Origin of the sequence: Aeromonas sp. WP2-W18-CRE-05 (assembly GCF_014168615.1) — a bacterium.
Taxonomy (GTDB): Bacteria; Pseudomonadota; Gammaproteobacteria; order Enterobacterales; family Aeromonadaceae; genus Aeromonas; species Aeromonas caviae.
Genome location: NZ_AP021917.1, coordinates 2261225 through 2286005, shown reverse-complemented (window position 1 = coordinate 2286005; position 24781 = coordinate 2261225). Strand labels below are relative to the sequence as shown.

Here is a 24781-nt window from a genome sequence, read left to right as displayed (position 1 = left end):
GGCGATAGCATGCCCACCCTTTTATCAGCCCTGATTGAGACAATACCAAGCCATCAGCACACGCCTATGAATGAGACCGCCCACCAAAATCTGCACTGCGATACCCAGCTCAACGTCACCTTCGGAGTCATCATCCTGACCCTGCTTATCGCCCTGATGGCCGTCAGTGTCAGCATCCGGACCTCTGCCGAGCGCAAGTACCACAAGGTGGCGGCCATGTTCGTGCACAACATGGCGACCCAGTCCATCGAGCCACAGTTCAAGTCACTGGAGCATGTCCTCAACGAAACGGGCAGTGTCATCGATGAATCAGGCCTGGATGCCTTCCTCAATGAGGATCACACGCCCCTTGGCCTCTCCCTGATGCAAACGTTGGCGCTCACCCCCTATGTGAAGAACATCCTGCTCGCCGATCCGCAGGGGCGGTTCAACGCCATCCCCCATCTGCCGGTCGGGGAGCACTTTGATGCCAGGGAGCGCCCCTGGTTTCTCGCGGCCGCCGTGCGAACCCTCTTCGTGCACTACACCGACCACTACACCAGCAAGTTCGATGACAAGAGCCGCAGCGTCTCCGTCTCCCGCCCCCTGCTCGACAAGGAGGGGTTCTTCCTCGGCACCCTGGCCATGAACGTGGATCTCGAGCAGATGAGCTATCCCCTGCGTCAGCTCATGAGCCCTCTCAAGGGGGAGTTCTACCTGGTCGATCGGGCGGGCGACATCCTGCTGCATTCGGATGTGGGCAACCTGTTTCGCCATCGCGTGGACCGCCGGCTCATCGAGCAGATGACCAACGGCGCCGACCACCTCTTCGATGCAAAGCGCCAGACCCACCTCTACTACTACTCCTTCTCCAACCCGGATTGGTTCGTCATCTATGCCGTCAGCGATGCCAGGTTCAAGGAGGTAAGCAGCAGCGAGTCCCACCAGCTCCAGATCACCCTGGTGGGCTGCATGCTGATCTGCCTGCTCTGCTGGTGGTCCTTGCGTCATGTGCTCAGTAAGATGATTTTCGAGATCATCGCCCTGATGCGCGCCGGACGCATCCACCAGGGCAAACCGGGGGATCAGTTGCGCCAGGAGATCCAGAGCGGCCATCGCCAGATGCAGGAAGCCGTGGAGGCATCCAACACCGATGCCCTCACGGGTCTGTTCAATCGCCGCTGCTTTGACAAGGCACTCGACGACCAGCTGATTGCCGGCCGCCCTTTCTGCCTGGGGTTGATCGATCTGGACAACTTCAAATCCATCAATGACACCCACGGCCACCCGGTCGGTGACGACGTCCTGCGGGCGGTTGCCCGGGAAGGGCGGCAGATTGCAGGCCAGGAGGCCACCCTCTACCGCTACGGCGGCGAGGAGCTGGCCATCATCATTCCCGGGGATGACAGCACCAGAGCACGGACGATGCTCGAGCAGTGGCGCACCCAGGTGGCACAGCGACCATGGCGCGAACCGGACCTGGTGGTGACCTTCTCTGCCGGGCTGGGACTGTGGCGACAGGAGTCCGCCGAGCAACTGCTGGCGCGGGTCGATCAGGCGCTCTATCAGGCCAAGGATGCCGGCAAGAATCGGGTGCACCATGCCGACTGATCCCCTGGCACAGCGTCTGCGTCTGGCCATCGTGCTCGGGCTCCTCTTGCTGGTCGGCCTCACCGCCCTCAACCTCCTGCAGGCGGCCAGCGGCCTTCGCAAGGACAACGCGCGCAGCCTGAACCATGCCCGGGCCATGATAGAGAGTGCCATCAACGACAGTCAGTCCCTGGTCGAGGCCGCCCGCCCCCTCGCCATGGGCCGCTGCCAGGATGAGCAACTGGCCCTGCGCGACCTCATCACCGCCTCCCCCTATGCGCGGGCACTCTATGTGCTGGAGGGGCAGCAACTGCGCTGTACCACCCTGCACAGACCCATCCTCACCCGGGATATTCCCCGTGGCCCGGCGGGCAACCAGACGCTGATCCTCGCCAGACACAGCCCCATCACCGGGCAGACCGCCATCCTCTACCGTCAGCCATCCGGCGATCGCACCCTGCTGGTGGAGCTGGACGGCTTCCACATCTTCGGCGCCTTGCAGGCCGTGATGGGAGAGGACAACCTCTTCTTCCTCCTCGGGGACCAGGCCCTCGATGGCCACGGCAGGACCCTGCCCGCAGCCCGCCTGCTGGAAGGGGGACAACGTCTGCAACAAAGCGAGCCCACCGCTCATCCCTATCGCCTGGTGGCGCTCAACGGTTACAAGGAAGTGCTGGCGTTTGCCTGGGCGTACAACCAGGAGAACCTGCTTGCCGCCCCTGTGCTGGCGCTGTTGCTGGGGCTGCTCACCTTCTATCTGAGGGGGCGCAGCGGCTCCCCCCGCAGCGAGCTCGCCAGAGCCATGGCGGCCCGGGAGTTCATCCCTTATCTGCAACCCGTGATGGACAGGCAGGGGCGCCTGCGCGGTTGTGAAGTGCTGATGCGCTGGCGTCATCCCACACAAGGGATGATTGCCCCCAACCACTTCATTCCCCTCGCGGAGGAGTGCGGCTACATAGTACCCATGACCCGCCAGTTGATGGCCCAGACCCGGGATTATCTGGTCGAGATAGCCGACAGGCTGCCCCCCGGCTTTCACGTCGCCGTCAATGTCTGCGCCCAGCACTTCAAAAACCAGGACATCGTCGCCGAGTGCCGCGACTTTCTTCACGCCTTCCCGGGCCAGGATCTGCGCCTGGTGATCGAGGTGACGGAGCGAGAGATGGTGGATGCGGACGAGCAGACCCGCGCCATCTTCGATGCCCTGGACGAGCTGGGCGTGCTCATCGCCATCGATGACTTTGGCACCGGCCACTCCAGCCTCTGCTATCTGCAGATGTTCCATGTGGACATCATCAAAATCGATCGCAGCTTTATCAAGGGAATGAAAGAGGAAGGCCCCTCCCGCCATATCGTCGAAAACATCCTGGATCTCGCCCATCGCATGGGGCTGGCTCTGGTCGCCGAGGGGGTGGAGACCCAGGAGCAGGTCGAGATGGCACGCCACTATGGCATCGACTACCTGCAGGGCTTCTACTTCGCCAAGCCGCTGCCACCGGCCAAGTTCACTGATCTCCTGGCCAGCGCCACACGCCCGGAGCCATCCCGGCGCCATGCCGGGGTGAGCCTCCTTCCCTAACGGGGGGCGACGGGCAGCCAGTACTCCATGGTGGCGTCGGGCTGCTGGCCGTCAAAGCCGGGGGCATAGCGCTCCAGTTCGAAACCGTCCAGCCCCCGGTATGCCGACTCCGGCAGCCAGTGCAGGATGAACCAGTGCAGGCTCTCCCCCAGCTGGGCAATGGGTCCTTTGTGGATGAGCACGGCATACTCCTGAGCCGGCACGTTGAGACTCGACAGGCCGGGGGGCGTAGGCGCCGTCGTGGCCACTCCGGCCCAGTAAGGCAGCCGCTCCCCTGCCCCCGACACATCCACCACCCCCAGCCACTCCCTCGACAGGTCCAGCGCCCCCGTCGCGCGCAGCGCTCGCCAGATGGCGGGCACCGTCTGCTGAAAATCCGGTGAGGCATCGAACAACCCCCGGATCGTGCCCCTGACCCCCAACAAGGTGAACGCCGGCAGGCTCTCTATGCGCACCTGCACCAGGTTGGGAGAGGCAGAGCGGGGGACCGCCGCCCGCACCAGGGGCGTGCGCAGCCCCAGCCGCAGGCCCCGCTTGCGATACGCCAGCGGCGAGCAGCCAAATTGCTGCTTGAAGGCGCGGCTGAAACTCACTTCGGAGCCAAACCCGTGATCCAGCGCCACATCCAGCACCCGCAGCCGGGTGGAGAGCAGCGCCTCCGCCGCCATGCTCAGCTTCAGCTCGCGCACATAGTGAGCCACCGTCTGGCCCGTCTCATGCAGGAATACCCGTTGCAACTGCCAGCGGGACCAGCAGCTCTGCCGGGCCAGCGCCTCCAGGGAGAGCGGCTGATCCAGATTGGCATGGATGTAGTCGAGCACTCGCTCGATGCGGGTGAGGTGGGCGCGCGCCTCGGGTGCCGGCTCACGGAGTGGGTGGGGAGAAGTCGGTGTCATGATGCGCTTGAGACCACGCCAGCAGAGGGCGCTCTGGCCCGGGAGGGCCACATTAAACAGGGGTGTCGCGCCGACCGCAAGGCCGGCGCACCGCCTGGCTATTCATCCCGCCTCGCTCAAGGTAGACGGCTCTGGCCATGCTCGGCAAAGTGGCTGCGAAGGGCGCTGATCACCCGCCGCACCTTCTCCGGGATCTCCCGCTGGGGGGTGATGGCATGGATCTCCATGGGAGGGGCCAAAAAGCCCGGCAGCAGCGCGAGCAATCGACCGGTGGCGAGATCTTCTTCTATTTCACCTTCCGGTTGCAGCGAAATCCCCTGCCCTGCCAGGGTAAACTGGCGCAGGGGCAAGACGTTGTTGCACAGCACCCTGGGCTTGGGCTTGATCTTGTGGGCCTCCCCCTTCTCGTCCAGCAGCAGTATCCCGCCCCCCAGCATGTCCGAGGCCAGCCAGTCGTGGGCCAGCAGATCCGCCGGGCTGCGCGGCGTGCCCTTGCGTGCCAGATAGGCGGGCGAGGCACACAGCAGCATCCGGGTCTGACCCAGCCTGCGTGCCACCAGGGTGGAATCTTCAAGCGTGCCGACCCGCAGCGCCACGTCGATGCGATCCTTGATGAGATCCCGCTTCTCGTCGTCGGCAATGATCTGGATGCACAGGCCGGGGTGAGCCTGCAGCAGCGGCGAGAGCGCCCGCGCCAGGGGCTGGCCGGCCATTCCCACCGGCGCGGTGATCCGCACTTCTCCGAGCAGGCTGTCGCGCACCTCCGAGAGGCGCAGCTCGGTGTCGTTCAGGGTCTGCTGCAACGACTGGCAGCCCTGCCACACCACCTCCCCCGCTTCGGTCAGGCTGAGGCGGCGGGTGGAGCGGTGCAGCAGGGGCAGACCGAGCTGGCTCTCCAGTTGACTGATATGCTGGCTGACGGCGGACGGGGTCATGCCGAGGGCCTTGGCGGCGCCGGTCATGCTGCCCGCCTCCACCACGGCGGCGAAGATGGTGTAGCGTCTGAGCTGATCCATTATGAAGCCCTGCTTACAAGTGAATGCAATTTTAAGTGGATTATTAAATCATACTCGGGGGCGTAGGATAGCCCCATTCCCACAGTGAAGGAGAATTCCCATGAAGATTGCCCTCATCGGTGCCAGCGGTTTTGTCGGTTCAGCCATCCTCCAGGAGGCCGTCAGCCGCGGTCATCAGGTCACCGCCATCGTGCGTGACGTGAGCAAGGTCGCCGCTCACCCGCAAGTCACCGCCGTGGCGGTGGACGCCCAGGACAGCCAGGCACTGGCCAGGGTGCTCAAGGGGCACGATCGGGTGATCAGTGCCTACAACCCGGGCTGGAGTGCCCCGGACATCTACGATCAGTACCTCAAGGGGGCCAGCGCCATCGTGGCCGCCGCCAACGACGCCGGGAGCTGGCTGCTGGTAGTCGGCGGTGCCGGCAGTCTGGAAATCGCCCCGGGCGTGCAGCTGGTGGACACCCCAGAGTTCCCGGCAGAGTGGAAGCAAGGGGCCCTCGCGGCCCGGGATGGTCTCACCGCCCTTCGCCGGGAAACCACCCTCGACTGGCGTTTCGTCTCCCCACCCGTGTTCCTCGAACCCGGCGAGAAGCGCGGCGGTTACCGCCTTGGCACGGATCAGGTGTTGTTCAGCGGCGAGCAGCCCGCCGGGATCACGGTCGGCGATCTGGCGGACGGGGTGCTGAACGAGGCGCAAGCACCGGCTCACCTGCGCCAGCGTTTCACCCTGGGTTATTGAGGAAAGGCGCGCCAGCAACCCTTCCCATGACAGTCACACGGAGGGAGGCGGATGCCTCCCTCCGTCTATCCCGTCACGCCAATGTCGCTCTCACCCGGTACGGCAGATCGCCGCCTGAGCCGCCCGTTGCTCGTTCCATTCGCTCAAGTCCGAATTCCATTTCGAATTTTGTATATAACTAAGAATATTTTGTTGCTTCCACCTTATAACCTCGAACAGTAGCATCACCCTCAACCCAAACGGCGCCACTCAAGAAGAGTGCGCCCCGGTTTCGCAACACCCCGCACGCCGGGGCACGCAGACCCCGTTCACGGAAAGTGAGGAGATGCCCATGACCACCCCATCATTGCCGATCATCGATCTCGCCGCCCTCAAAGGCACCCCGGCTGCACGCAGCCAGATGCTGGCGCAGCTCGGCCAGGCCGCCCGCGAAGTGGGCTTTTTCTATCTGGTGGGCCATGATCTGAGCGAATCGGCGCGCCAGGAGACCCTGGCGCTCGCCGCCCGCTTCTTCGCCCTGCCACTTGAAGAAAAACTGGCGGTGCAGATGGTTCACTCCCCGCACTTTCGCGGCTACAACCAGGTGGGGGCAGAGCTCACCCGGGCACGGCCGGATCTGCGGGAGCAGTTCGATATCATGAACGAGGCCCAGGCCCTGCCTGTGGCGCACATTCGTGAACCCTGGCAGCGCCTCATCGGCCCAAATCAGTGGCCCGCCGCCCTGCCCGAGATGAAGACACGTCTGCTGGCATGGCAGGATCGACTGAGCGACATCACCCTCACCCTGCTGGACGCCTTCGCAGAGGTGCTGGGGCAGCCCGCCGGCGTATTTGACGAGAGCATTCGCGGTGCCCCCTACCAGCACATGAAGCTCATTCACTACCCCGGACAACCGGAAGGCAGCAGTGGTCAGGGGGTAGGTGCCCACAAGGATCCCGGCTACCTGACCCTGGTGATGCAGGACGATCACTCCGGGCTCGAGGTGGAGACGGCGGATGGCTGGATCCCCGCGCCCCCCTTGCCGGGCGCCCTGGTGGTCAACATCGGCGAGCTGCTGGAGCTCGCGTCCGACGGCTACCTCAAGGCCACCCTGCACCGGGTGGTGAGCCCCCCTCCCGGGGTATCGCGCCTCTCCTGCGCCTTCTTCATGGCGGCAAGGCTGGATGCGACGGTGCCACTGCTTAGCCTCTCCCCCGAGCTGGCGGCGCTGGCCGAAGGGCCCCAGAGCGATCCCGCCAACCCGCTCTTTTATCAGGTGGGGGAGAACGTGCTCAAGGGGAGGCTGCGCTCCCACCCGGATGTGGCGGCCCGCCACTATGCAGGCGAGCCGCAGCGCGAGCCAGCGCTAGTCTGACAACCCGCCACTCGACATTAAAAAAGGGGCGCGACGGCGCCCCGGATAACACAAGCAGTCGGGCAACGACCTGACAATGACGGAGTAAAAAAATGAAATTCAAGACCATGAGCGTGCACAGCGGCCAGCGGATCGATCCCCAGACCGGCGCCCTCACCACCCCGCTCTACCAGAGCAGCACCTTCAGCTACTTCAACGCCCAGGCGGGCAAGGAGCGCTTCGCAGGTCAAGCCCCCGGCTTCATCTACAGCCGCTTTGGCAACCCCACCACCGCCGAACTGGAGCAGAAGCTGGCAGCCCTCGAAGGTGCAGATGAGTCACTGGTGGTGGCCAGCGGCATGGCGGCGGTGAGTGCCATCATGTATGCCCTGGCCGACAGCGGTGATGAAGTGGCCTATATCGGCCCCCTCTACGGCGGCACCGATGCCTTCCTCAAGCAGACCTTCAGCCGCGCCGGCATCAAGATCACCGCCTATGAGAGCGATCAGGCGCTGCTGGCCAACATCCGCCCCGCCACCAAGGTGGTACTCTTTGAAACCCTGACCAATCCCACCCTCAAGGTGGTGGATCCGCGGGTGGTGGTGGAGGCGGCCCGCAAGGTGGGTGCCATCACTGTGTGTGACAACACCTTCCTTACCCCCTATCTGCTGAGCCCGCTGGAGCTTGGCATCGACATCGTCATGCACAGCGGCACCAAGTACCTGGGCGGTCACGGCGACATCATCGCCGGGGTGGTGGCGGGCTCTCACGCGCTGATGAAGTCGATTCGCACCGTGGCCCTCAAGCACATCGGCTCTCCCATCGGCCCCCAGGAGGCCTACCTGCTGCAACGGGGGGTCAAGACCCTACCCCTGCGCATGGATGCCCACCTGCACAACGCCCAGAAGGTGGCCGAGTTCCTGGATGCCCACCCGGCGGTGAAGAAGGTGATCTACCCGGGCCTTGCCAGCCATCCGGGCCACGATGCCCTCGGCGCCTTCGCCAGCGGCTTTGGCGGCATGGTGAGCATCGAGCTGGAGGGCGGGTTTGAGCGCTGCGCTACCCTGCTCGACAACCTGCAACTCTTCGTGCAGGCGGTGAGCCTCGGCGATCTCGAGAGCCTCGCCTGCCATCCGGCCAGCACCACCCACGCCGCCATGGACGAGGCAAGCCGCCTCGCCGCCGGGGTCAATGACGATCTCATTCGATTCAGCATCGGGGTGGAAGACACCGACGATCTGATTGCCGATCTGGCCGCCGCCCTGGCCCTCCTCTGATACCCAGTGGCGATCCGGGGGAGTGACGCAATAAAAAAAGGGAAGGCAATGCCTTCCCTTTCTCTTTTCTGCCCGTCGCCCTCATCAGGCGTCGTGGTAATCCTGGCAGGCGCTCAGGGTGTTCTCCATCAGGCTGGCGACCGTCATGGGGCCCACGCCCCCCGGTACCGGCGTGATGAAGGCGGCGTGATTGCGCGCGGTCTCATACTCCACATCTCCCACCAGGGAGCCGTCCGCAAGGCGGTTGATGCCCACGTCGATCACCAGGGCACCGGGTTTGACCCACTCCCCCGGAATGAAGTTGGGCTTGCCCACCGCCACCACCAGCAAGTCGGCCCGGCGCACCTGGGTCTCCAGATCCTGGGTGAAGCGGTGACAGGTGGTGGTGGTGCAACCGGCCAGCAGCAGCTCCAGCGTCATGGGGCGCCCCACGATGTTGGAAGCCCCGACCACCACCGCATGCAGACCATGGGTCTTGACGCCGGTGGTCTCGATCAGGGTCATGATCCCCTTGGGGGTGCAGGGTCGCAGCGCCGGGATGCGCTGGGCCAGACGACCCACGTTGTAGGGATGGAAGCCATCAACGTCCTTGTCGGGACGAATGCGCTCCAGCACCTGGGTGGTATCGCAGTGGGCCGGCAAGGGCAACTGCACCAGGATGCCGTCCACTTCCGGATCCTCGTTGAGCTGGTCGATCAGGGACAGCAGCTCCGCTTGTGTCGCCGTGGCGCTGAGGTCATAGGAGCGGGAGACAAATCCCACCTCTTCACAAGCGCGACGTTTGCTGCCCACATAGACTTGGGAGGCCGGATCCAGCCCCACCAGGATCACCGCCAGACCCGGTGCCCGTTTCCCCTGCGCCAACCGCTGTTGGACTTGCGCGGCGACCTGATTGCGAATCGTTTGCGCAACCTGTTTTCCATCAATGATTTTGGCAGACATCGTTCTTCACTCACCATGTGTTCAACTGCGGCGCATTGTCGCATTTTTTTGGCGCGGGTGTTAGCGGCTCTCGCAGGGAGGGCAATAAGTAGGCACTTGAATTTACTGGTGGAAAAAGTCGTTGACGCTGACTTTGGCGCTTGGGTATGATGCCCGCCCGTTGCCCAGTGGTGCCGCCGAAGGTATGCTGGATGGCGAATTTTCGGTGATTAGCGCAGCCCGGTAGCGCATCTGGTTTGGGACCAGAGGGTCAAAGGTTCGAATCCTTTATCACCGACCAGGTTCATCGGGAAATCCCCGGATTTCTTGATACAACGCGCCCTTAGCTCAGTCGGATAGAGCAACGGCCTTCTAAGCCGTGGGTCGCAGGTTCGAATCCTGCAGGGCGCGCCATTTAAAATGTGTTTTAAATCATTGAGTTATTGATGAAGAGTGTGACTTATCGTCCATTCGGCAGATTATCTCAGGATGACCTTGGCCAGGCCTTGGCAGACACAAAATGGCGATGATTTCAGTGGTGGTTGTAGCTCAGTTGGTAGAGTCCCGGATTGTGATTCCGGTTGTTGTGGGTTCGAGCCCCATCAGCCACCCCATTATTTCTCTGTTGTTGCTATCTGTTGCGTAAGAAAGGCTTTAATATGGCCAGCAACTCATCTGCAAGGCAGACTTCGCGCTATTTATGCGCGGCGATAAACCGGCCCCGCGCCAGTTTTTTTGTTTTAGCGAACAAAATAACGCCTATGGAGGCGGCCTATGTCTCTTCGTAATCCAGCTCGCAAGCAGCCCGCTCGCCAGCCCTCCCCCACGACGGGTAACCCCGCCCTCGATCTCTTCCACCGCAACTGGCAAGCGCTCGAAAAGCTACAGGCAAAAATCGACAAGCAAACCCTCAACGGCCGCGATATCTATCAGCGCTTCACCAGCGACATCGAACCCCTTGAGCGTCAACAATGCGAGCTCATCTTTGCCCTCACCAAGCGACTGACCGACTTTACGGCTCGCAAGAGCTTTACCCAGTGGCAACGGGAGACCTTGCACCACTGGATCCACGATCTCATCAACTATCTCGAGTCCAATCCGTTTCGTGGCGAGATGGATTTGGCCCCCCTCTATCACCAAATCCAAACCAATACCGCCCTGCACATGGATGACGAACAGCTCGACTATCAGTGTGATGAACTTACCCATATGCTGATGGAAACTTGTGGTCACTGCCCCGAAGACATCGACACCTTGCGCGATATGGTCAAAAACCCCGCTCTGTTGCACGAGTACCTGATAAACGCGGCGAAGCAGAAAATGGCCAACGGGAGTGACACCGCTGGTGAGGAAGAGGATGCCCTCTTCGACGATGATGAGTTGTTTGCCGATGAGTCCCCCTTCGGCGCTGAGCAGCAAGATGCTTTTGCCCACACGCGCACCCGTCGTGAGCAAGAGGAAGAGATGCGCATCGAACAGCTGTTCAGCAAATCCAGCCTCAAGCAGCTCTATCGCAAGCTCGCCCTGGCGCTGCACCCGGATCGGGAACCCGACCCCGCCATGCAGGCGGAAAAGACCCGCATCATGGGCCAACTCAGTCAGGCTTGGGAAAACAAAGAGATGTTCACCCTGTTACAGCTGGCCCACGCTCACCTACCCGAGTTCGATAACCTGCTCAGTGACGAGAACCTCGCTTACCTCAACCCGATGCTGAAACGCCAGCTACGCGAGCTCGAAGTCAGCTACTACGGCGGGCAAGACGGGCTAATGGGCGCGGTGCTGCACAAATTCAAGCAATCATCCAAGAAAAAGACCGAGCAGGCCTTTGCCGAACATCGGGACTATTTGCTGCGTGATATCGATCACCTGACTGCCCAGCTGGCCGAGATCACCACCCTGCAGACCCTCAAACCCTATCTGGCGGCCCGCTGGGATCAGCAGCAAATAAGGTGGCGTGAGGAAGAGGACGATATGGAATGGCTGTTTCGGTAACGGCCAGCGCTGACCGACCATCTCCCCAAACAATCAAGGCGCCACTGGCGCCTTGATTGCTTTCACGCTGCTGGTTTTTACACTGCTTGTTTTTACACTGATCGTGCTATCGGATAGCCAGCCTTAAATCAGGGTCACCTGACGCGCTTTGGCATCAGGCGCCAGCGCCTGTTCCTCATCGTGGATAGTTGTGAAGGGCTCAGGGGAAATGGCGGCTTCCGATGCGATTTTGCGCTGCTGATATTGGGCCAGACGCAAGTCCAGCAGCTCTTGCACCATGCGATGCAGAGGATCGATATCCTCCTCACTCACCGCGAAGCGTGGGCAGAAGCGATCCTCCCTTACCTCGAACCAGTACTCCCCCTTGGCGCCTGGATTGCCGCCACTGCTGAACTTGATCGGATTGCTCTTCCAGTAACTGAGCCAAGCCGGGCTGTCGGCGCTCAGGGCTTGCTGCTTGACCGGTAGATCGAGGCGGGCCAGCTCGGGATGCCGCTCAAACAGGTAACGGGAGTGGCTGGCCAGCGCCGCCAAGGTGGGTGGCTCACGCAGGCCGTCGAGTTCGAGCAGCGCCAATAGCAGGATCAACTTGAAACTCTTGGTGAGCGCGGTGTGCTCCACCCCCGAACGCAGAAAGTCGCCGTGCCGGTTCAGCACGCGCAGCTCCTCCTCCCCCAGATCGCCCGCTTGGGCGAGCAGCTCAAACCAGCCCCCCTGTTTTTGGGTATCGAAACGCAGTTGCTCACCCAGCCGGACTGCCCAGGTTTGCCGCGCGGTGGGGCGATAGCCGAGGTGCTCTTTGAGGGTCTGATAGGTCTCAATCAGAGTCGGTTTCTGCTGCTTTTTTAACAGCGCCAGCAGCGGAAGCAGCTTGGGATCCAGATTGATAAAACAACCTGCCGCCAGCGGCATCGCCCTATTTGCGTGCGTTGGTGGGCGGGTCAATTGCGTTTGCAGCAGCTGGGGCTTGTAGAGACACGCCTTGTGATTGCCCACCAGATCGATCACCACCAGGCGTTCTTTGCCTTGATAGAGGCGCAAGCCCCGCCCCAACTGTTGCAGGAACACGATGCGCGACTCGGTGGGGCGCAGCATCAGCACGGTATCGATGGCGGGCAAGTCGGTGCCTTCGTTGAACAAATCTACCGAGAAGATGATATCAAGCTCGGCGGCGGCCAGTTGCTCCAGGGCGGCTTGTCGCCCCTGGCGGGAGCCCGCATAGACGGCTATCGCCCGCACACCGGCTTGCTGGAAGACGCTGGCCATAAAATCGGCATGACGGGTCGAGATGCAGAAGGCCAGCGTGCGCTGCTGGCGTAAACGTCGCCACTGGCTAAGGGCGTGCTGAGCCCGCTTCTGACTGGCGAAGGCACTCTCCAGCGCATGGGGGTCAAACTGACCGTTGCGCCAAGGCAGCGCGGCATAGTCGACGGTGTCATCCAAAATGCCGTGATAGGTGAGCGGCACCAGCATCTTCTGCTCGATGGCGAGGGCCAGCCCCCGTTCAAAGACGAGATTGTTGTCGCACAGCGCCAGAATATCGGCCTGATCGGTGCGGTCAGGGGTCGCGGTCAGCCCGAGCAGGAAGCGGGGCTTGAAGTGGTTTAGCAAGCGCCGGTAGGAGGGTGAGGCGGCATGATGAAACTCATCGACCACCACGTAATCGAAGTGATCCGGTGCAAAGCGCAGCAGATGCTGACTCTTGCCCAGGGTCTGGATGGAGGCAAACAGCCAGTCGGCCTCATCCTGCTGCTGACCATGATAGAGGCCCGAATTTGCCCGCGGCACCATGTGCAAGAAGGTCTGGCGCGCTTGGGTCAGGATCTCCTCCCGATGGGCAACAAACAGCAGGCGGGCCGCCTGCATCTGGCGCACATCAAAAGCCGCGAGCCAAGTCTTACCAAGGCCGGTCGCCATGACCACCACGCCCCGTTTATGCCCCTGTGCCCGCGCGGCTTGCAGCGCCATCAGCGCCTCTTGCTGCACGCTGTTGGGGATGGGGGCTTCACGCAGCTGCTCGGCGCTGCTGCGATGATCCCCGGTGAGCACCCGCAACTCCCGCAGCGCGCTCTGCCGATAGCGAGCGAGGTAGCCATCGATCCAGTCGTGGGTAAGGAGCACGACCCGCGCGTCTTGCGCCAGCCGCTCGATTTGAGCCGCGAGCTGACGCAGGCTGTGATGCGGCTCGCTGGGTCCGCTCGGCTCAGCCCTGAGCGACCAGTTCCACTCCAGCGACTCGGTAAGGGCGGCGGCAGAGATATTGCTGGAGCCGAGAAACGCCTGACCACCGAGCACCGCTGGCGACCCTTCCTGGCCAACTTGCTGGCCTAGGTACTGGGCTGCGTGCTGGACAAACAGATAGGACTTGAGGTGAAAACCGCGATTGCCCTGACTCTGGTAGATCAGCGCGCAAGAGCGAGCGGGATCAAATTTGAGCAACTCGCGCAGCGCCACCGGCTGGGTCACCTCCAGATAGTCCGAGGTGATCACCCGAAGCCGTGCTCCTCGCGCCAGCGCCTCGTGCAGGGCACCGCGCAACAACACCAGCCCGCTTTGGCGAATAAAGGAGACACACAACTCAATGCGGCTACCCTCGCCACAACGGGCGATGGCGTCCAGCAGATGTGGCAACAGGGGATCGTTGAACTCCGGATCCCCCGCCTCTCCCCCGCTGATGAGCACGGGTGCACTCATGACCCGACCTTGCGCACGATGGCGTTAAGCCAACACTCCTGCTCGCGGCCGGGGCGTCGATCCGCAGTCTGCCAGATCTCGACCTCGCTCAGCGGCAACGGCGTTATCAGGGCTTGCAGCCCCGCCTCATCCAACTGGGTGAAGGCTCGGCCATCGCGCTCGGTCTCGTCTACCCCATATTTGAACGAGCAATAGAGCAGACCACCGTCGGCGAGTTGCTGGCACAGATGGACCATTACGGCATCCAATTCGGCACGGGGAACATGCAGCAGACTGGCACAGGCCCAGATGGCATCGACCGGCGCGGGAGCCACGAACTGATCGAAACGGCACAGTTGCACCGGCTGACCAAGCAGGCGCTCGGCGCGCAGGGCCAGCTCCGCGCTGGCATCGAACGCAGTGACCTGAAAGCCCTGCTCTCGGAAGTAGAGACTGTCCCGACCAGAGCCGCAGCCCGCATCGACGATATGAGCGCCGGGAGCGAGCAGAGGCAGGAAGCGCTGGTAAAGCGGCTGCATATCGACCGACAGCGTGCCTTCGACGAAGCTATCGGCGTGTTGGTTGTAGTAATCGATAGACATAGTAAGCAGGCACCTAGCAGAAAACGCTCAGATTAACAGAGAGTTAGGGGTAAAAAAATCGAGTCAGTGCCATTTCAGACAATCCGCAGTACGGGAAGGCCAACTGGCACCTTCTTCGCTATTCATAAATGCTCTATTGACCCTAACGGCGCTCAGTTCATGCTATCAAAAAGAGTGTTATTCTAAGCCTGAGAGCACGGTAGCTCTATGAAGCCAGATCACCAAATCGATCATTTCTACTATTTGGCCAAGATGTACGCTGCGTCAGCGATTCATCATGGCGGTCTAATAGATCAGAACCACAGTCTGGGTTCACTTTGCGCCCAACACTGCTGGCGGTGTGCTCTGCCCATCACATCTAACTTGCCCCAAGGAGTTGGTGCGACAAGTTGTGCCATTGGAGGACCGCAGGTTGCCGAGGCTATCTTTACGCCAGGTGACGGTCTCGCCGGTGCTGGGATTGCTGACCCGTACATTGCCTAGACTATCTTTGCGGTAAGTGGTGCCTTCGCTGCTGCGCACATTGCCGAGAGAGTCTTTGCGCCAGGTGGTGCCGCTTTGCGAATCCCTGACGTTGCCGAGACTGTCCTTGCGCAGGGTGCCGCTATTGCCATCATCACACTGGTAGCGGGTATTACCGAGGCTGTCTTTGCGATAGGTACAGTCGGCGGCCCCGGCACTCTGGACCACCAGCAGTAACAGGGCACCAGCTAATACGCCGAGCGGGGGTAACGAAGGTGACATAAACATGCTCCTTGGTTGGGGCTGACTGGGACTCTCTTCAAGCGGGTCCAGTATATGCCGCCTCAATACCCATGCCGATACTGGTTACATACACATGTCGCATTTTGGAGCAGATGCGGGGTGTCTGATCACCGAGCCGGCGTTTATCGGCGGGGTCTGCTGGACGACGATGGCAATGGGTTGCAACCCAGACAATCAAGGCGCCTGTGTAGCGCCTTGATTGTTTTACGCGATCTGCATCGTTAAACGACTATGCCGTCGGCGCCGTTTCCTCTATGGCAATCGTGCCGGGCTCTTCCAGAGCCTCGACGATCAATGACAACCGATCCTGTTCGAAGTCCATATGCATGGCGTCCAGTTGCGGCAGTGTCTTGCTGGCCTTCGCCGAGAGTTTGTTGAATCTCTCCACTTTGCCATACAGCCCTTGCTTGCCCACCAGCGCCTTGACCGTGTTGTTGTAGTGATTGCTGGCGGTGTTGAGCGTGCCGCCCAAGCTGCTCAGACGTTCGGCAACAAGGCAGACCTGGTTGTAGATGTCGCCGGCTTTTTCACTGATCTCGCGGGCCTCCGTATTGCTGCGTTCGATCATCCACAGATTTGATACCGTGCGCAGGATGGGGATCAGGGTCGTATGTGAGACCAGTACGATGCCCTTGTTGTATCCATACTCGAACAAATCCTTGTTGTGCTTCAACGCTTCGATATAGGCGGGTTCAATCGGCATGAACATCAGCACAAAGCTGGGGCTGTGCATGCCAATCAAGTTGATGTAATCCTTCGATGCCAGATCGTCGATATGCTTGCGCACCGCTTTGAGATGCTCTGCCATCGCCAGCTGATACGCCTCTGGGCTCTCGGCCGCTACCGCCCGATCATAAGCCACCAAAGAAACCTTGCTGTCGATGATGATGTGTTTGCCATCCGGCAGTTTGATCAGATAGTCGGTCTGCTTGTGCTTGCCTTCCGCATCCTTGAAGCTGCTCTGCACTTCGTAGTGGGCCGCTTCAATCAGGCCACTCATCTCCAGTGTGCGGCGCAGTTGCGCTTCCCCCCAGGCTCCGCGCTGCTGGGAATCGCCCTTGAGGGCCGACGTGAGGTTGTTGGCCTCCTTGCTCATATTCAGACCAATTTCCAGCACCTTCCGGATCTCGGCATTGAGCTGAGCGCTGCCTTGCACCGAGACATCGTGCACCTCGTTGATCCGTTTCTGGAATCCTTCGATCTGCTCGCGAAATGGCTTGAGCAGGCTATCGATCCCGATCTGGCTGCTCTGAGTGAACGCCTTGCCCTTCTCGTCGAAAATCTTGTTGGCGAGGTTTTCAAACTCCTGTGCCAGTGTCTTCTTGGCATCGGCAAGTTGACCCAGCTGCTCCTGGAAGTGCTCTTCCCGCTTTTGCAGCGTGGTCTTGAGCTCGGTGTGTTCGTTATCAACCTGATGCAACCGCTCCTGCAGGCCGAGAATGGCGTTCTCACGCTCTTTCAGGGTCTGTTTGACATCCACCAGTTGTTCACGGACTTCGCGCTCCGCGCTCTGCAGGGATTGCGCATGTTTGCCTTCATTGGCCAACTTATCCTTGAGCTGGCTGATCTCATCATGGGCTGCTCGGTTTTGCCCATCAGCCAGATTCAAGCGTTCACGCAAGTCAGCGATCTGCTCTTTCTGACCACGGTTTTCGGCCTGTGCCGTCTCCAGACGCTTCTCCGCGTCATGTTGCTGCTCCTTGGCCGCGCTCAACTGCTGCTGCAAGGCCTCGCTGGCAGCCTTACGTTCGCTCAATTGCGTCGCCAACTCTTGCAGCTGCTCTTTGGCACCCTCTAGCTGGGTCTGCACCTTGCCGGCCTCCACCTGCTGCCCATGACATTGTTGTTCCGCCGCCTTGAGCTGCTCCTGAGCCTGTGCCAATTGCTGTGTCAGCAAGCCCTGTGCCTGCTGTGCCTGCCCCAGTTGGCTAGTGAGCTGACCGAGCCGGTTGCCGTGGCGCAGCGCCGCCACAAAGTAGCCAATCACGCAGCAAGCGACTGCAATGATGACGCTGATGACAATGATCTCCGTAGTCCACTGGCTGATTTGCATGAATACTCCTTAAGCGTGCTTGAAAGGCAGATGTAAGTGGTGCGAATAGTGCTTTTGCCCGGCGATAACCACGATAATCGCGTCAATGCCTATGCTGGCCACTACTGTGCAACAGGCTAACACGCCCGATTTCATGCAAACCGATGGTGACTCACACTCCCGCCTGCTGATGCTCAACTGAGCAGAATGTTTATTAAAAATCCCGTTGGATGGCGACGTTCACAGGCTTGTCGGCCGCACCTTTGAGCATGGCGTCGAGCTTGTCGACGGGCTGGGATGGTATGCGGTCCCCGGGGTTGGCTCATCTTCCTATTCGACGTCTTCTTCGTCCGCTCGCGCGTGGCTCATGGCGCGGCCTTGGGCCGCAAACTCATTGCGACGCGCCCAGCTGAAATCCGCCAACACCAGATCCGGGTAATAGGCGCTGTTAGTGCCCATCATGACGCTGACCACAAAGTCCTGTATCACCTTCAAATACTGAATGAGGCCGTCCAGCGTGGGAGATGGCGCATGGATAAAGGCCAGGATCACCTCGGATACCTGAATGCCGACGGCAGCCAGCCCCTCACTGAGCGTGAAGGCGAGATCTTCCCCTGCGTGCCACCCCTCATCCAACTCGAAGTAATGGATGAGGGCCTTGCCAAGTTGCTCCGCCGTGCGCCACGCCTCCAGGCCGTGCACCTCCCCGGTCTGCCTGCTGATCGCACGCGTTACCCGTTTATTTTCCTCCACAACATCGGCAACGCTTCGCGCTGGGATGCCCTCGATATGCGGCGCCACCCCCTTGCAGAGCAGACAATGGAAGAAGGGAAACAGCAATTCATGCACGACGCTGGGCGAGCCGAAATAACCCGCTTGGGACGCCGTTTGCAGCATCTGCGCAAAGCCATCGGCGGGGACTTGCCCGGCGGCATAAAAGGCAATTTCGCTTTCGATGATCGATTTGGCCTCCTCCAAAGACCAGCCGAAATGATCAGGATCCAGCGACAACCGCATTCTCGATGCCAGCCACCAACCTTCACTGTCACGAACAAAGAGCACTTCCGCCGCCTTGCTCCCCGTCCAGCTCCGGTATAGGTGGAGAGTTTCTCCTTCGAAATAGCAGAACCATTTGTACTCCATCGCCGGAGGGATAAATCCCTGTCGGATGTTGGCCATCTGCTCATCGCGAAAGCGCAGGCTCAGCGGAAGGGTGAGCGCATCTCGATGCAATGGTTGTAACCCTTGCCAATCATGCCGTGTCGCCGCCTTCATCCTTTATCTCCCAAGTCATCAGTTAAAACCCAGATGACTATATCGTTCGAGCAAAGCCGCTTCGATACTGCAATGCTGTTCAGATAAGCACATTTTTGACTAATTATTCATAAATGCGACTTGAGTTGGGGGAGCAAGGCTGTTTCCAGTCGATGTTCCTTCAGCCTTTATCCAGCGTGGCTTGCAATAGAAAGAGGGAGGCATCATGCCTCCCTCATTTTTTAGCCCTGATACTACGTGGACTGGAACTCAAATTCTCTTAAGTGAACAGCATTGGCTTCGATACTGGGGTTTTGCACATGTCGTATTTTCAAGCAGATATTTTCAAACTAATAGACAGATAAGAGGCAGGCGAGACGGACGGGGCAGTTCCTCACAACCACACGGCTTCCTGCTCCAGCGCCATCCCGCTGGCTTGCATTGACCGGATCAATTGCTTCACTTCCACGTCGAAATCGGCTGTCGCAGGGTGTGCCAGCATGGCGTTGAATTCGCGCTGGGTATCCTGCCAAAGCGTGGTACAACCGAAACGCTCGAGACGAGATGGCCACTCGGGCATCAACCACAGGGCCACGCTGTGGCCAAGACGGCTGCGAAGCCGGGCAAAGTTGAGCAGACCCACTCCGTCGTAGTCGGGAAAGAAGTGGATCGCAGGCGCCCGCTGGCGCAAGGCGAGCCAATCCAACAATGTGTTGGGCAATTGGCCACTGTAATAAGCAACACTGGCGGGCTGGGCGCAGGGTAGCCAGTCCAGCTGGTCAAACAGCGCCTGATTTTCCACAAGCCATAGCGGATGTTCGGTATACCAGGTGCTGTCGGCGTGCACAGTCAGAGCGGCGACGCCCAGTTGATCGGTGCTCAGTCGCAAGTCCAGCCGGTTGTCTTTATCATCTCGCCACGCCACCTGACCGGGACCGGCCTTTAACAGCAGATAGCTGAACTCATGCCCATGATCTGCCCCCTTGCTACGGCGAGTTGCGGCGATGTTACGCGCTCGGCGTGGCAGACCATCGACCAATTCGGCTTGCTCTATCGGCACCAGTTGTCGCCACTGGTGTTCCACCACGGCGGGCAGCCTTATCTCAAATACGACTCCCCTGCCCTCGGGCCGCATCTGTATGCTGCCGGTAGCGCGGGCAAAGCTGCTCAGCTCACGTCGCTGCCCCTCGCTCAATTGAGAGCTGGCAAGCCCTCCTCCAGGGGCTTGGCGCAATTTGCGCAAGGCGGCGATCAAACTACGGCTCATGGTCGCTCCTTGGGAGCAAGCACCAGCCAGCTCTGCCGATTGATATGGTTCTTGCCGGCATGGTGATGGATAGGTACGCAATAGCGTGCCGTGGTCAACGGAGCTGGCGAGGCGCAGATCAGGGCAAAACCGAATTCTGCCGCCACATCGATCAGATTTTTCTGGTTGCGGGTATCCAGCGCCAGCGCCTCATCCAGATAACAGATGGTGCGGATGCGCTTGTTCTTGTGATGCATCAGGTGGAGCATGGCCAGCCCGGTCACCAGCTTGGCCATCAATACGGTGCCGTTGGAGGCCGCACTGTCTATCTCGGTGAAGGACTCCTCCTGCTGATCCTGCTTACCTATCACAAACTCCAGGCGAAACAGATCGGCGACACGGAGCCCTTGCCGGGCATTGCCCTCATCAAACAAGGTCTGTTTGGCGCGATCCAATCGCACATCATCCAGCACGCTTTGCTGATTAAACAGATCGAAGCTCTCCCCCGTCTCCACCTGAGCGGACTTATCGAGCAGAATTTCGATGGCTTCCACCAGGTGTGCTTCATCCCTGGGCTCGATTTTGAAAACCCTGAGGTCGGACAGTTGACGCTGACTCACCAGCCGGTTAAAGCCCCGCATCTGCGCCTTAAAAGCATTCAGCCCCTGTCTGAGCTGTTTCAGGCTGGCGGTGACATTGATCACGGCACTGCGCGCCTTCTTCTCCAATGCCTCGGCTTCTTTTGGCAACATCTGATGGAAATCGAGGATCCGACTCCACTCCTCGTCCTGAGTCGGGCAGTGTTCATACTTGGTGAGTCCGCCAGCGTGCAAATCCTGCAAACCGCGCTGCAACGCGCTGTTCAACGCCAACAATTGACGACTATCGGTCTGGAATTCTTGCAAACGGGTATATAGGGTATCCAGCGTTCTGGTGGCTCCCCCGAGCCAGGGATGGTAGGAAAGAGATTCCAGATAACCGAATTCTGGCCCCTGATCCTCGCGCTGGTTACGCATGGTGACGATGCCGTTATGCTCATCATCCAGTCGCATCTGCGCTTGTCGCAAAGCATTGAGTTGATCAACCAAGCTCAATTGCTGCTGGTTAATCGCTGCCAGCTCGGCCTGTAGCCTATCCAGCTCTTGTTCATGGGCTATCAATTGCTCTGCTCGCTGGTCACTCTGGGCCAATAGATGCTGCCAGGTGTCGAAGTCGGCCAGCTCCTGCCGCAGTTGTTGCTGCTCCTGCTCTAATCGTTGCTTGTGTGCCTCGGCCTGGTGGCGCTGCTCGGCTGTTTGCTGCTGCACCTCCAAACTGGCGATATGCCTGTCGGTATCCCTGATCTGCTCCTTCAGCTCGGCTTCACTGAGTTGCTGAAACTGGGGATGCAACCGATGAAGGTTGATGCGCAGGCCAGCCAGCATCAGCGTCTCGCCCGGCGTCTGTGACAACTGTTGTTTCAACCGGGGCATATCCAGTTCGAAATCTGCCGGTCCTAGCTGCATCACTCCGGCCTGGAGCACCCGGTTTAGTCGCAGTAACTCCTCTTCACTCAGATGATCAGCCATGTGTCGATAGAGATTGTCGGTCAAGGTCTCCTGCTGCCGATGCAGGCTCATCGACAACTGCTGTTGCCGACGTAAATCTCGCCTTATGTCCTCTACGCTGCGGCTCTTGACCTGCCCCAGCAGGGTGATCTGAGCCTCCAAATTCTCCTTGACCGCCGCCAGCTGTGTTTCAAGTTGCTCACGTCCCGAAAGCAGGGTAAACCGACGCTCCAGCTCCGCTTGCTGCTGATTGAGCGCCAGCAGCTGAGTATGGGACTGCTGTTTTACGAGCCGTTCGACACTCAGCTCCTGAATACGGCTCCCCGATTGCTTTTGTGCCGTCTCGCATTGCAACACCTTGGCTGCCAATTCCTCTGCTGTGGACTCATAGTAGGAGTGCCACTGCTTGAGGTCTTCTTCTATCTGTGGGCACCAGACGATGAGCTTGCCTCTGAGCGTCAAACGCTCTTGCACTTGTTTGGCCAAGCTCAGGATCCGTGCAGACTGATTGACCGCCGCCTGATACTGAGCCCGTTCACTATTGACCTCGCTAAATGCCTTTTCCCACTCTTGCCGAAAGTCGATGGCCGCATCCGACAAGTCCCGTTTGAAGATTTCCAACAGATAATTTTTGACATCGGCCGAGGTGAGCCTATCCAGCCGTAAGGTACGAGTGAGGACCTGTCGATAGGCAGCAGCATCCGATTGATGCTCCAGATGAAAGAGGGTGAAATCGGGCTCGCTGGCGGCCCGCTTGCGACGACCACCATACAGGGCATCGCGAAAATCATTGGGACTCTTGTAGACAAACACCAGCCGCTGGCGCGTGGCCAGGTGGTTTACCAGTTGGGGCTCCGCCACCAGAGCGCCGCCGTCCAACCGATAATCATCCAGATCCAACGCTCCCTTGTAGGCAAAGTACTGATAGTCATGGCTAACCCCCTTGCCGACACATCCCAGCACCACGGTCCCCGTTTCTGGCAGACAGGCTTCCAGCAGTATGTAGGCGCTGTTGTTGGGGAAGTAGAATCGTTTGGACTTCTCCAGATCGTGGGCGCCAAAGTCCATGCGTCGCTGGTCGATGATCAATAAAAACTGCAGCGCGTTGATGAGGCTGGTTTTACCTGTGTTATTGGGGGCGATGAGTGAGACGGCAGCATCCAGCGGCAACTCGGCTCTCTGATACCCGGCACTGCCCAACAATACCAGACGCTCAAACCCGTACTGGATCATGCTTCCTCCTCCTCATCCAAACCCACCTCTGCCGATTCATCTTCCTCGCCACCCTGCGGCTCATCGAATGAATCGTCTTGGCCAGATGCGCTCAACGATTCGAAGTGTTCCAGATAGCGATAGACCGCCGGCAATAACTGCCAATAACCGTTAAGTGACAACGCAAATCCGAGCTTGACCGCGCTGTCCAGCAACGCGATGAAGCCATCCAGCTCCAACCCCTCGGCCTCAAGGATCTCCTGATGATGCTCGTGAGCCTTGGCCAGCAAGGCCTTGTCTACCCGCCACTCCGTAAAGCGGGACAAGGGTCTGCCCTCATCAGCCTGGGTATCAAACAAGCACATCCATAACAACGCCAGGCGCTTGCTAGTCTTGCTGGCTTGGCTGCCGGACTCCTCGATATGAAACCAGGCATAGCCACGTGGCTCGACTTTAAGCTCAAACCCCAGGGCGGCAAAAATAGCCTGATAGCTTTCCTGACACCGCTCCAGCTCGGCCCACAGGGCAGGCTCCGCCACCCGGTTGAGGTGCTTGCCGCTGTTGAACAGGCGAAACAGCTCACTCAGGGCACCGAGCGACTCCAGATGCGAAATAGAGGTAATCATGATCTCTGGATCCTGTAGGGGTGATAACTGACCAGCACCTCTTGCAAATCCGTTGTGGTGCTATCTGGGTGAAGGCTCGCCAGCCAAAGAGGCTCACGCACCAGTTCGTGGTAGAGTCGCAACAAGGTGGCATCCGGCTGCTCGCCATAATGCTGTAGCAACCAGAGCATCAGGTTCTCCACTGGCAGGCTCTCTTGCAGGTGTTGTTTGAGGGTCTCGTCATCAATGGGCTCTACCAGTGAGGCGTCGAAGGGGACCTCCGTCGGGAAACGGATGAGTTCCGGTATGTACGCCAGGGCGCTGGCCATAAAATCCTTGACCTCGAAGCCTACACTAACGCGTCGCGGTCGCTCCTGCCGCCAGACAGGCAAGGCCCCCTTCGTATTGCGCAACGGCAGAGCTCGCGTGAGGCCACGTTTGCGCACACGCCCCAACAACTGGCTGATGGCGGCAGACAGGCCATTATGCTCGCGCAGCTCTTCACGCAGCGGCAGCAAGGTGGCGGCACATTGCTGGGCTACCAATCTTCCCAACCGCTGCAACTCCTTGGCTTGATAAGAAACCTGACGCAACTGTAACTGGTGGGTATAAAGCCCACCTTGTATGGTGATGGCCTCTACAGCCCGATCCAGAGCCCTCTCCGCCTGCTCCAGAAAGGGATAGAAGTTGCCCGCAAGCCCGGAGTCCATCATCTCGTTCATGGGCTCCACATACTGGTCATAGGCTTCAAGCACTGAGCGATAACGTTGCGCTATTGGCATGGCTGCATCCGCGGATTTAGCCTGTTCGGCCAGCTCCAATATGGCATGGCGATCCTGATCCAATTGCAAACTGATCTGCCGCAACAGGTCTGACATCTTGGCTAAGCCCTGACGCAAATAATCGGGATTGAGTGGTTCAGAACCTTCCAGTATTTGTGCTGTCGCTTGTTTGATGGCCTCGATACGCGCCTTGAGCACGGCAGAAAGCCCTAACTCATGCTCACGTAACAGCCCCCGCGCAAACTCTTGCACCAAGGGGTTGACCTGCAGGGTATCGGTTCGCTCAAGCCACTGCAGGACATCGCTGCTACATAGGCTGCGCAAGATTTCTCCACACTCAGGCTCGCTGTCACTGCCCCGGCTGGACTTGCCAATTAGCCTCAGCACCATCGCCTCATCGAAAGCAGGCCATTCCCGCGAAGCCCGAACCAATGCTTCGATGACGTCCCAATGTTTATGCAGTTGGAATATCAGACTTTTGGGATTTGCCATTCGGTATCCTTGTTCGCTCCCTTGGCCCCAGTCCAAAGAATCATACGATGGACGGCTGGCGTCATTTGACCACAAGAGCATAGAAAGCAACCCAGCTGGCAACAATACTGGATACTTCTACATGTCGTTTTTTCAAGCAGATATCTGACGACTCCGGTCTCCCTTACCGCCATTGCTGCAAATGCTCAAACGCTGAGTGTGGGCCGGACTACCGCCAGGATGTTGGCTTGGATCACGCCTCCAGCAGGC

The 24781-nt window shown here is 59.8% G+C and carries 18 protein-coding genes and 3 tRNA genes; 9 read left to right on the top strand and 12 right to left on the bottom strand.

All coding sequences use genetic code 11. From position 1 onward, the window contains the following. Positions 1 to 66: 66 nt before the first annotated feature. Both H7R73_RS10745 and H7R73_RS10740 read left to right on the top strand, forming a co-directional pair. Positions 67 to 1590 (top strand): sensor domain-containing diguanylate cyclase, encoded by a 1524-nt coding sequence (locus H7R73_RS10745; RefSeq protein WP_158657327.1) that lies wholly within the window; start codon positions 67 to 69, stop codon positions 1588 to 1590. Further along, positions 1580 to 3148 (top strand): EAL domain-containing protein, encoded by a 1569-nt coding sequence (locus H7R73_RS10740; RefSeq protein WP_158657328.1) that lies wholly within the window; start codon positions 1580 to 1582, stop codon positions 3146 to 3148. Before H7R73_RS10745 ends, H7R73_RS10740 begins: the two co-directional genes overlap by 11 nt. Here H7R73_RS10740 and H7R73_RS10735 read toward each other — a convergent pair. Further along, positions 3145 to 4044, bottom strand: a complete 900-nt coding sequence (locus H7R73_RS10735; protein ID WP_103261139.1) for an AraC family transcriptional regulator — start codon at positions 4042 to 4044, stop codon at positions 3145 to 3147. The genes H7R73_RS10740 and H7R73_RS10735 overlap by 4 nt on opposite strands. A 116-nt stretch (positions 4045 to 4160) precedes the next feature. Beyond that, the gene (locus H7R73_RS10730) at positions 4161 to 5060 is read right to left on the bottom strand and encodes a LysR family transcriptional regulator (RefSeq protein ID WP_103260260.1); all 900 of its coding nucleotides are present in this window, start codon (positions 5058 to 5060) and stop codon (positions 4161 to 4163) included. Between the two features lie 100 nt (positions 5061 to 5160). Here H7R73_RS10730 and H7R73_RS10725 point away from each other — a divergent pair, with 100 nt between their 5' ends. From H7R73_RS10725 to H7R73_RS10715, 3 genes are all read left to right on the top strand, one after another. Beyond that, complete coding sequence (locus H7R73_RS10725) at positions 5161 to 5799, top strand: NAD(P)-dependent oxidoreductase (protein ID WP_102948527.1); 639 nt, start codon at positions 5161 to 5163, stop codon at positions 5797 to 5799. A 331-nt stretch (positions 5800 to 6130) separates the two neighbouring features. Continuing rightward, the gene (locus tag H7R73_RS10720) at positions 6131 to 7153 is read left to right on the top strand and encodes an isopenicillin N synthase family dioxygenase (protein WP_103260261.1); all 1023 of its coding nucleotides are present in this window, start codon (positions 6131 to 6133) and stop codon (positions 7151 to 7153) included. Positions 7154 to 7245: 92 nt separating this feature from the next. Then, positions 7246 to 8409, top strand: coding sequence for a trans-sulfuration enzyme family protein (locus tag H7R73_RS10715; protein WP_103260262.1), 1164 nt, complete (start codon positions 7246 to 7248; stop codon positions 8407 to 8409). A gap of 84 nt (positions 8410 to 8493) precedes the next feature. Here the strand turns inward: H7R73_RS10715 and folD are convergent, their stop codons facing one another. Further along, on the bottom strand, positions 8494 to 9351 hold the full coding sequence (folD, locus tag H7R73_RS10710) for a bifunctional methylenetetrahydrofolate dehydrogenase/methenyltetrahydrofolate cyclohydrolase FolD (RefSeq protein WP_010674955.1): 858 nt from the start codon (positions 9349 to 9351) through the stop codon (positions 8494 to 8496). A 203-nt stretch (positions 9352 to 9554) separates the two neighbouring features. Here folD and H7R73_RS10705 point away from each other — a divergent pair. The 4 genes from H7R73_RS10705 to H7R73_RS10690 all read left to right on the top strand — a co-directional run bounded on the left by H7R73_RS10705 (position 9555) and on the right by H7R73_RS10690 (position 11322). Further along, positions 9555 to 9631, top strand: a tRNA-Pro gene (locus tag H7R73_RS10705). Between the two features lie 36 nt (positions 9632 to 9667). Further along, a tRNA-Arg gene (locus H7R73_RS10700) sits at positions 9668 to 9744 on the top strand. 124 nt (positions 9745 to 9868) lie between these two features. Next, positions 9869 to 9944 (top strand) — tRNA-His (locus H7R73_RS10695). A 160-nt stretch (positions 9945 to 10104) separates the two neighbouring features. Next, positions 10105 to 11322, top strand: a complete 1218-nt coding sequence (locus tag H7R73_RS10690; protein WP_041211539.1) for a J domain-containing protein — start codon at positions 10105 to 10107, stop codon at positions 11320 to 11322. A 123-nt stretch (positions 11323 to 11445) separates the two neighbouring features. Here the strand turns inward: H7R73_RS10690 and H7R73_RS10685 are convergent, their stop codons facing one another. The 9 genes from H7R73_RS10685 to H7R73_RS10645 all read right to left on the bottom strand — a co-directional run bounded on the left by H7R73_RS10685 (position 11446) and on the right by H7R73_RS10645 (position 24532). Further along, positions 11446 to 14016, bottom strand: coding sequence for a DEAD/DEAH box helicase family protein (locus H7R73_RS10685; RefSeq protein WP_232092769.1), 2571 nt, complete (start codon positions 14014 to 14016; stop codon positions 11446 to 11448). Next, complete coding sequence (locus H7R73_RS10680; RefSeq protein ID WP_005330546.1) at positions 14013 to 14597, bottom strand: class I SAM-dependent methyltransferase; 585 nt, start codon at positions 14595 to 14597, stop codon at positions 14013 to 14015. Before H7R73_RS10680 ends, H7R73_RS10685 begins: the two co-directional genes overlap by 4 nt. A gap of 312 nt (positions 14598 to 14909) precedes the next feature. Then, entirely contained in the window at positions 14910 to 15341 is a 432-nt protein-coding gene (locus H7R73_RS10675) for a hypothetical protein (RefSeq protein ID WP_021140579.1), read from the bottom strand. Between the two features lie 250 nt (positions 15342 to 15591). Next, positions 15592 to 17415 carry a DNA recombination protein RmuC gene (rmuC, locus tag H7R73_RS10670; RefSeq protein WP_005330548.1) on the bottom strand — a complete coding sequence of 608 codons (1824 nt, stop codon included), beginning with the start codon at positions 17413 to 17415 and terminating at the stop codon, positions 15592 to 15594. A 309-nt stretch (positions 17416 to 17724) separates the two neighbouring features. Next, positions 17725 to 18669 carry a hypothetical protein gene (locus tag H7R73_RS10665; protein WP_021140991.1) on the bottom strand — a complete coding sequence of 315 codons (945 nt, stop codon included), beginning with the start codon at positions 18667 to 18669 and terminating at the stop codon, positions 17725 to 17727. 373 nt (positions 18670 to 19042) lie between these two features. Then, the gene (locus H7R73_RS10660) at positions 19043 to 19915 is read right to left on the bottom strand and encodes a hypothetical protein (RefSeq protein ID WP_021140990.1); all 873 of its coding nucleotides are present in this window, start codon (positions 19913 to 19915) and stop codon (positions 19043 to 19045) included. Then, the gene (locus H7R73_RS10655) at positions 19912 to 22674 is read right to left on the bottom strand and encodes a hypothetical protein (protein ID WP_005330554.1); all 2763 of its coding nucleotides are present in this window, start codon (positions 22672 to 22674) and stop codon (positions 19912 to 19914) included. Before H7R73_RS10655 ends, H7R73_RS10660 begins: the two co-directional genes overlap by 4 nt. After that, positions 22671 to 23279 carry a condensin complex protein MksE gene (locus H7R73_RS10650; protein ID WP_005330555.1) on the bottom strand — a complete coding sequence of 203 codons (609 nt, stop codon included), beginning with the start codon at positions 23277 to 23279 and terminating at the stop codon, positions 22671 to 22673. The genes H7R73_RS10655 and H7R73_RS10650 overlap by 4 nt, the downstream gene beginning before the upstream one ends. Then, a complete protein-coding gene (locus H7R73_RS10645; RefSeq protein WP_182951706.1) occupies positions 23276 to 24532 on the bottom strand; it encodes a hypothetical protein in 1257 nt (418 codons plus the stop codon). The genes H7R73_RS10650 and H7R73_RS10645 overlap by 4 nt, the downstream gene beginning before the upstream one ends. Between the last annotated feature and the right edge of the window lie 249 nt (positions 24533 to 24781).

What these genes read in the sequence shown, in the direction of transcription:
- H7R73_RS10745 (WP_158657327.1), top strand. Translation starts at nt 67, where the DNA reads ATGAATGAGACCGCCCACCAAAATCTGCACTGCGATACCCAGCTCAAC.
- H7R73_RS10740 (WP_158657328.1), top strand. Translation starts at nt 1,580, where the DNA reads ATGCCGACTGATCCCCTGGCACAGCGTCTGCGTCTGGCCATCGTGCTC.
- H7R73_RS10735 (WP_103261139.1), bottom strand. Translation starts at nt 4,044, where the DNA reads ATGACACCGACTTCTCCCCACCCACTCCGTGAGCCGGCACCCGAGGCG.
- H7R73_RS10730 (WP_103260260.1), bottom strand. Translation starts at nt 5,060, where the DNA reads ATGGATCAGCTCAGACGCTACACCATCTTCGCCGCCGTGGTGGAGGCG.
- H7R73_RS10725 (WP_102948527.1), top strand. Translation starts at nt 5,161, where the DNA reads ATGAAGATTGCCCTCATCGGTGCCAGCGGTTTTGTCGGTTCAGCCATC.
- H7R73_RS10720 (WP_103260261.1), top strand. Translation starts at nt 6,131, where the DNA reads ATGACCACCCCATCATTGCCGATCATCGATCTCGCCGCCCTCAAAGGC.
- H7R73_RS10715 (WP_103260262.1), top strand. Translation starts at nt 7,246, where the DNA reads ATGAAATTCAAGACCATGAGCGTGCACAGCGGCCAGCGGATCGATCCC.
- folD (WP_010674955.1), bottom strand. Translation starts at nt 9,351, where the DNA reads ATGTCTGCCAAAATCATTGATGGAAAACAGGTTGCGCAAACGATTCGC.
- H7R73_RS10690 (WP_041211539.1), top strand. Translation starts at nt 10,105, where the DNA reads ATGTCTCTTCGTAATCCAGCTCGCAAGCAGCCCGCTCGCCAGCCCTCC.
- H7R73_RS10685 (WP_232092769.1), bottom strand. Translation starts at nt 14,016, where the DNA reads ATGAGTGCACCCGTGCTCATCAGCGGGGGAGAGGCGGGGGATCCGGAG.
- H7R73_RS10680 (WP_005330546.1), bottom strand. Translation starts at nt 14,597, where the DNA reads ATGTCTATCGATTACTACAACCAACACGCCGATAGCTTCGTCGAAGGC.
- H7R73_RS10675 (WP_021140579.1), bottom strand. Translation starts at nt 15,341, where the DNA reads ATGTCACCTTCGTTACCCCCGCTCGGCGTATTAGCTGGTGCCCTGTTA.
- rmuC (WP_005330548.1), bottom strand. Translation starts at nt 17,415, where the DNA reads ATGCAAATCAGCCAGTGGACTACGGAGATCATTGTCATCAGCGTCATC.
- H7R73_RS10665 (WP_021140991.1), bottom strand. Translation starts at nt 18,669, where the DNA reads ATGAAGGCGGCGACACGGCATGATTGGCAAGGGTTACAACCATTGCAT.
- H7R73_RS10660 (WP_021140990.1), bottom strand. Translation starts at nt 19,915, where the DNA reads ATGAGCCGTAGTTTGATCGCCGCCTTGCGCAAATTGCGCCAAGCCCCT.
- H7R73_RS10655 (WP_005330554.1), bottom strand. Translation starts at nt 22,674, where the DNA reads ATGATCCAGTACGGGTTTGAGCGTCTGGTATTGTTGGGCAGTGCCGGG.
- H7R73_RS10650 (WP_005330555.1), bottom strand. Translation starts at nt 23,279, where the DNA reads ATGATTACCTCTATTTCGCATCTGGAGTCGCTCGGTGCCCTGAGTGAG.
- H7R73_RS10645 (WP_182951706.1), bottom strand. Translation starts at nt 24,532, where the DNA reads ATGGCAAATCCCAAAAGTCTGATATTCCAACTGCATAAACATTGGGAC.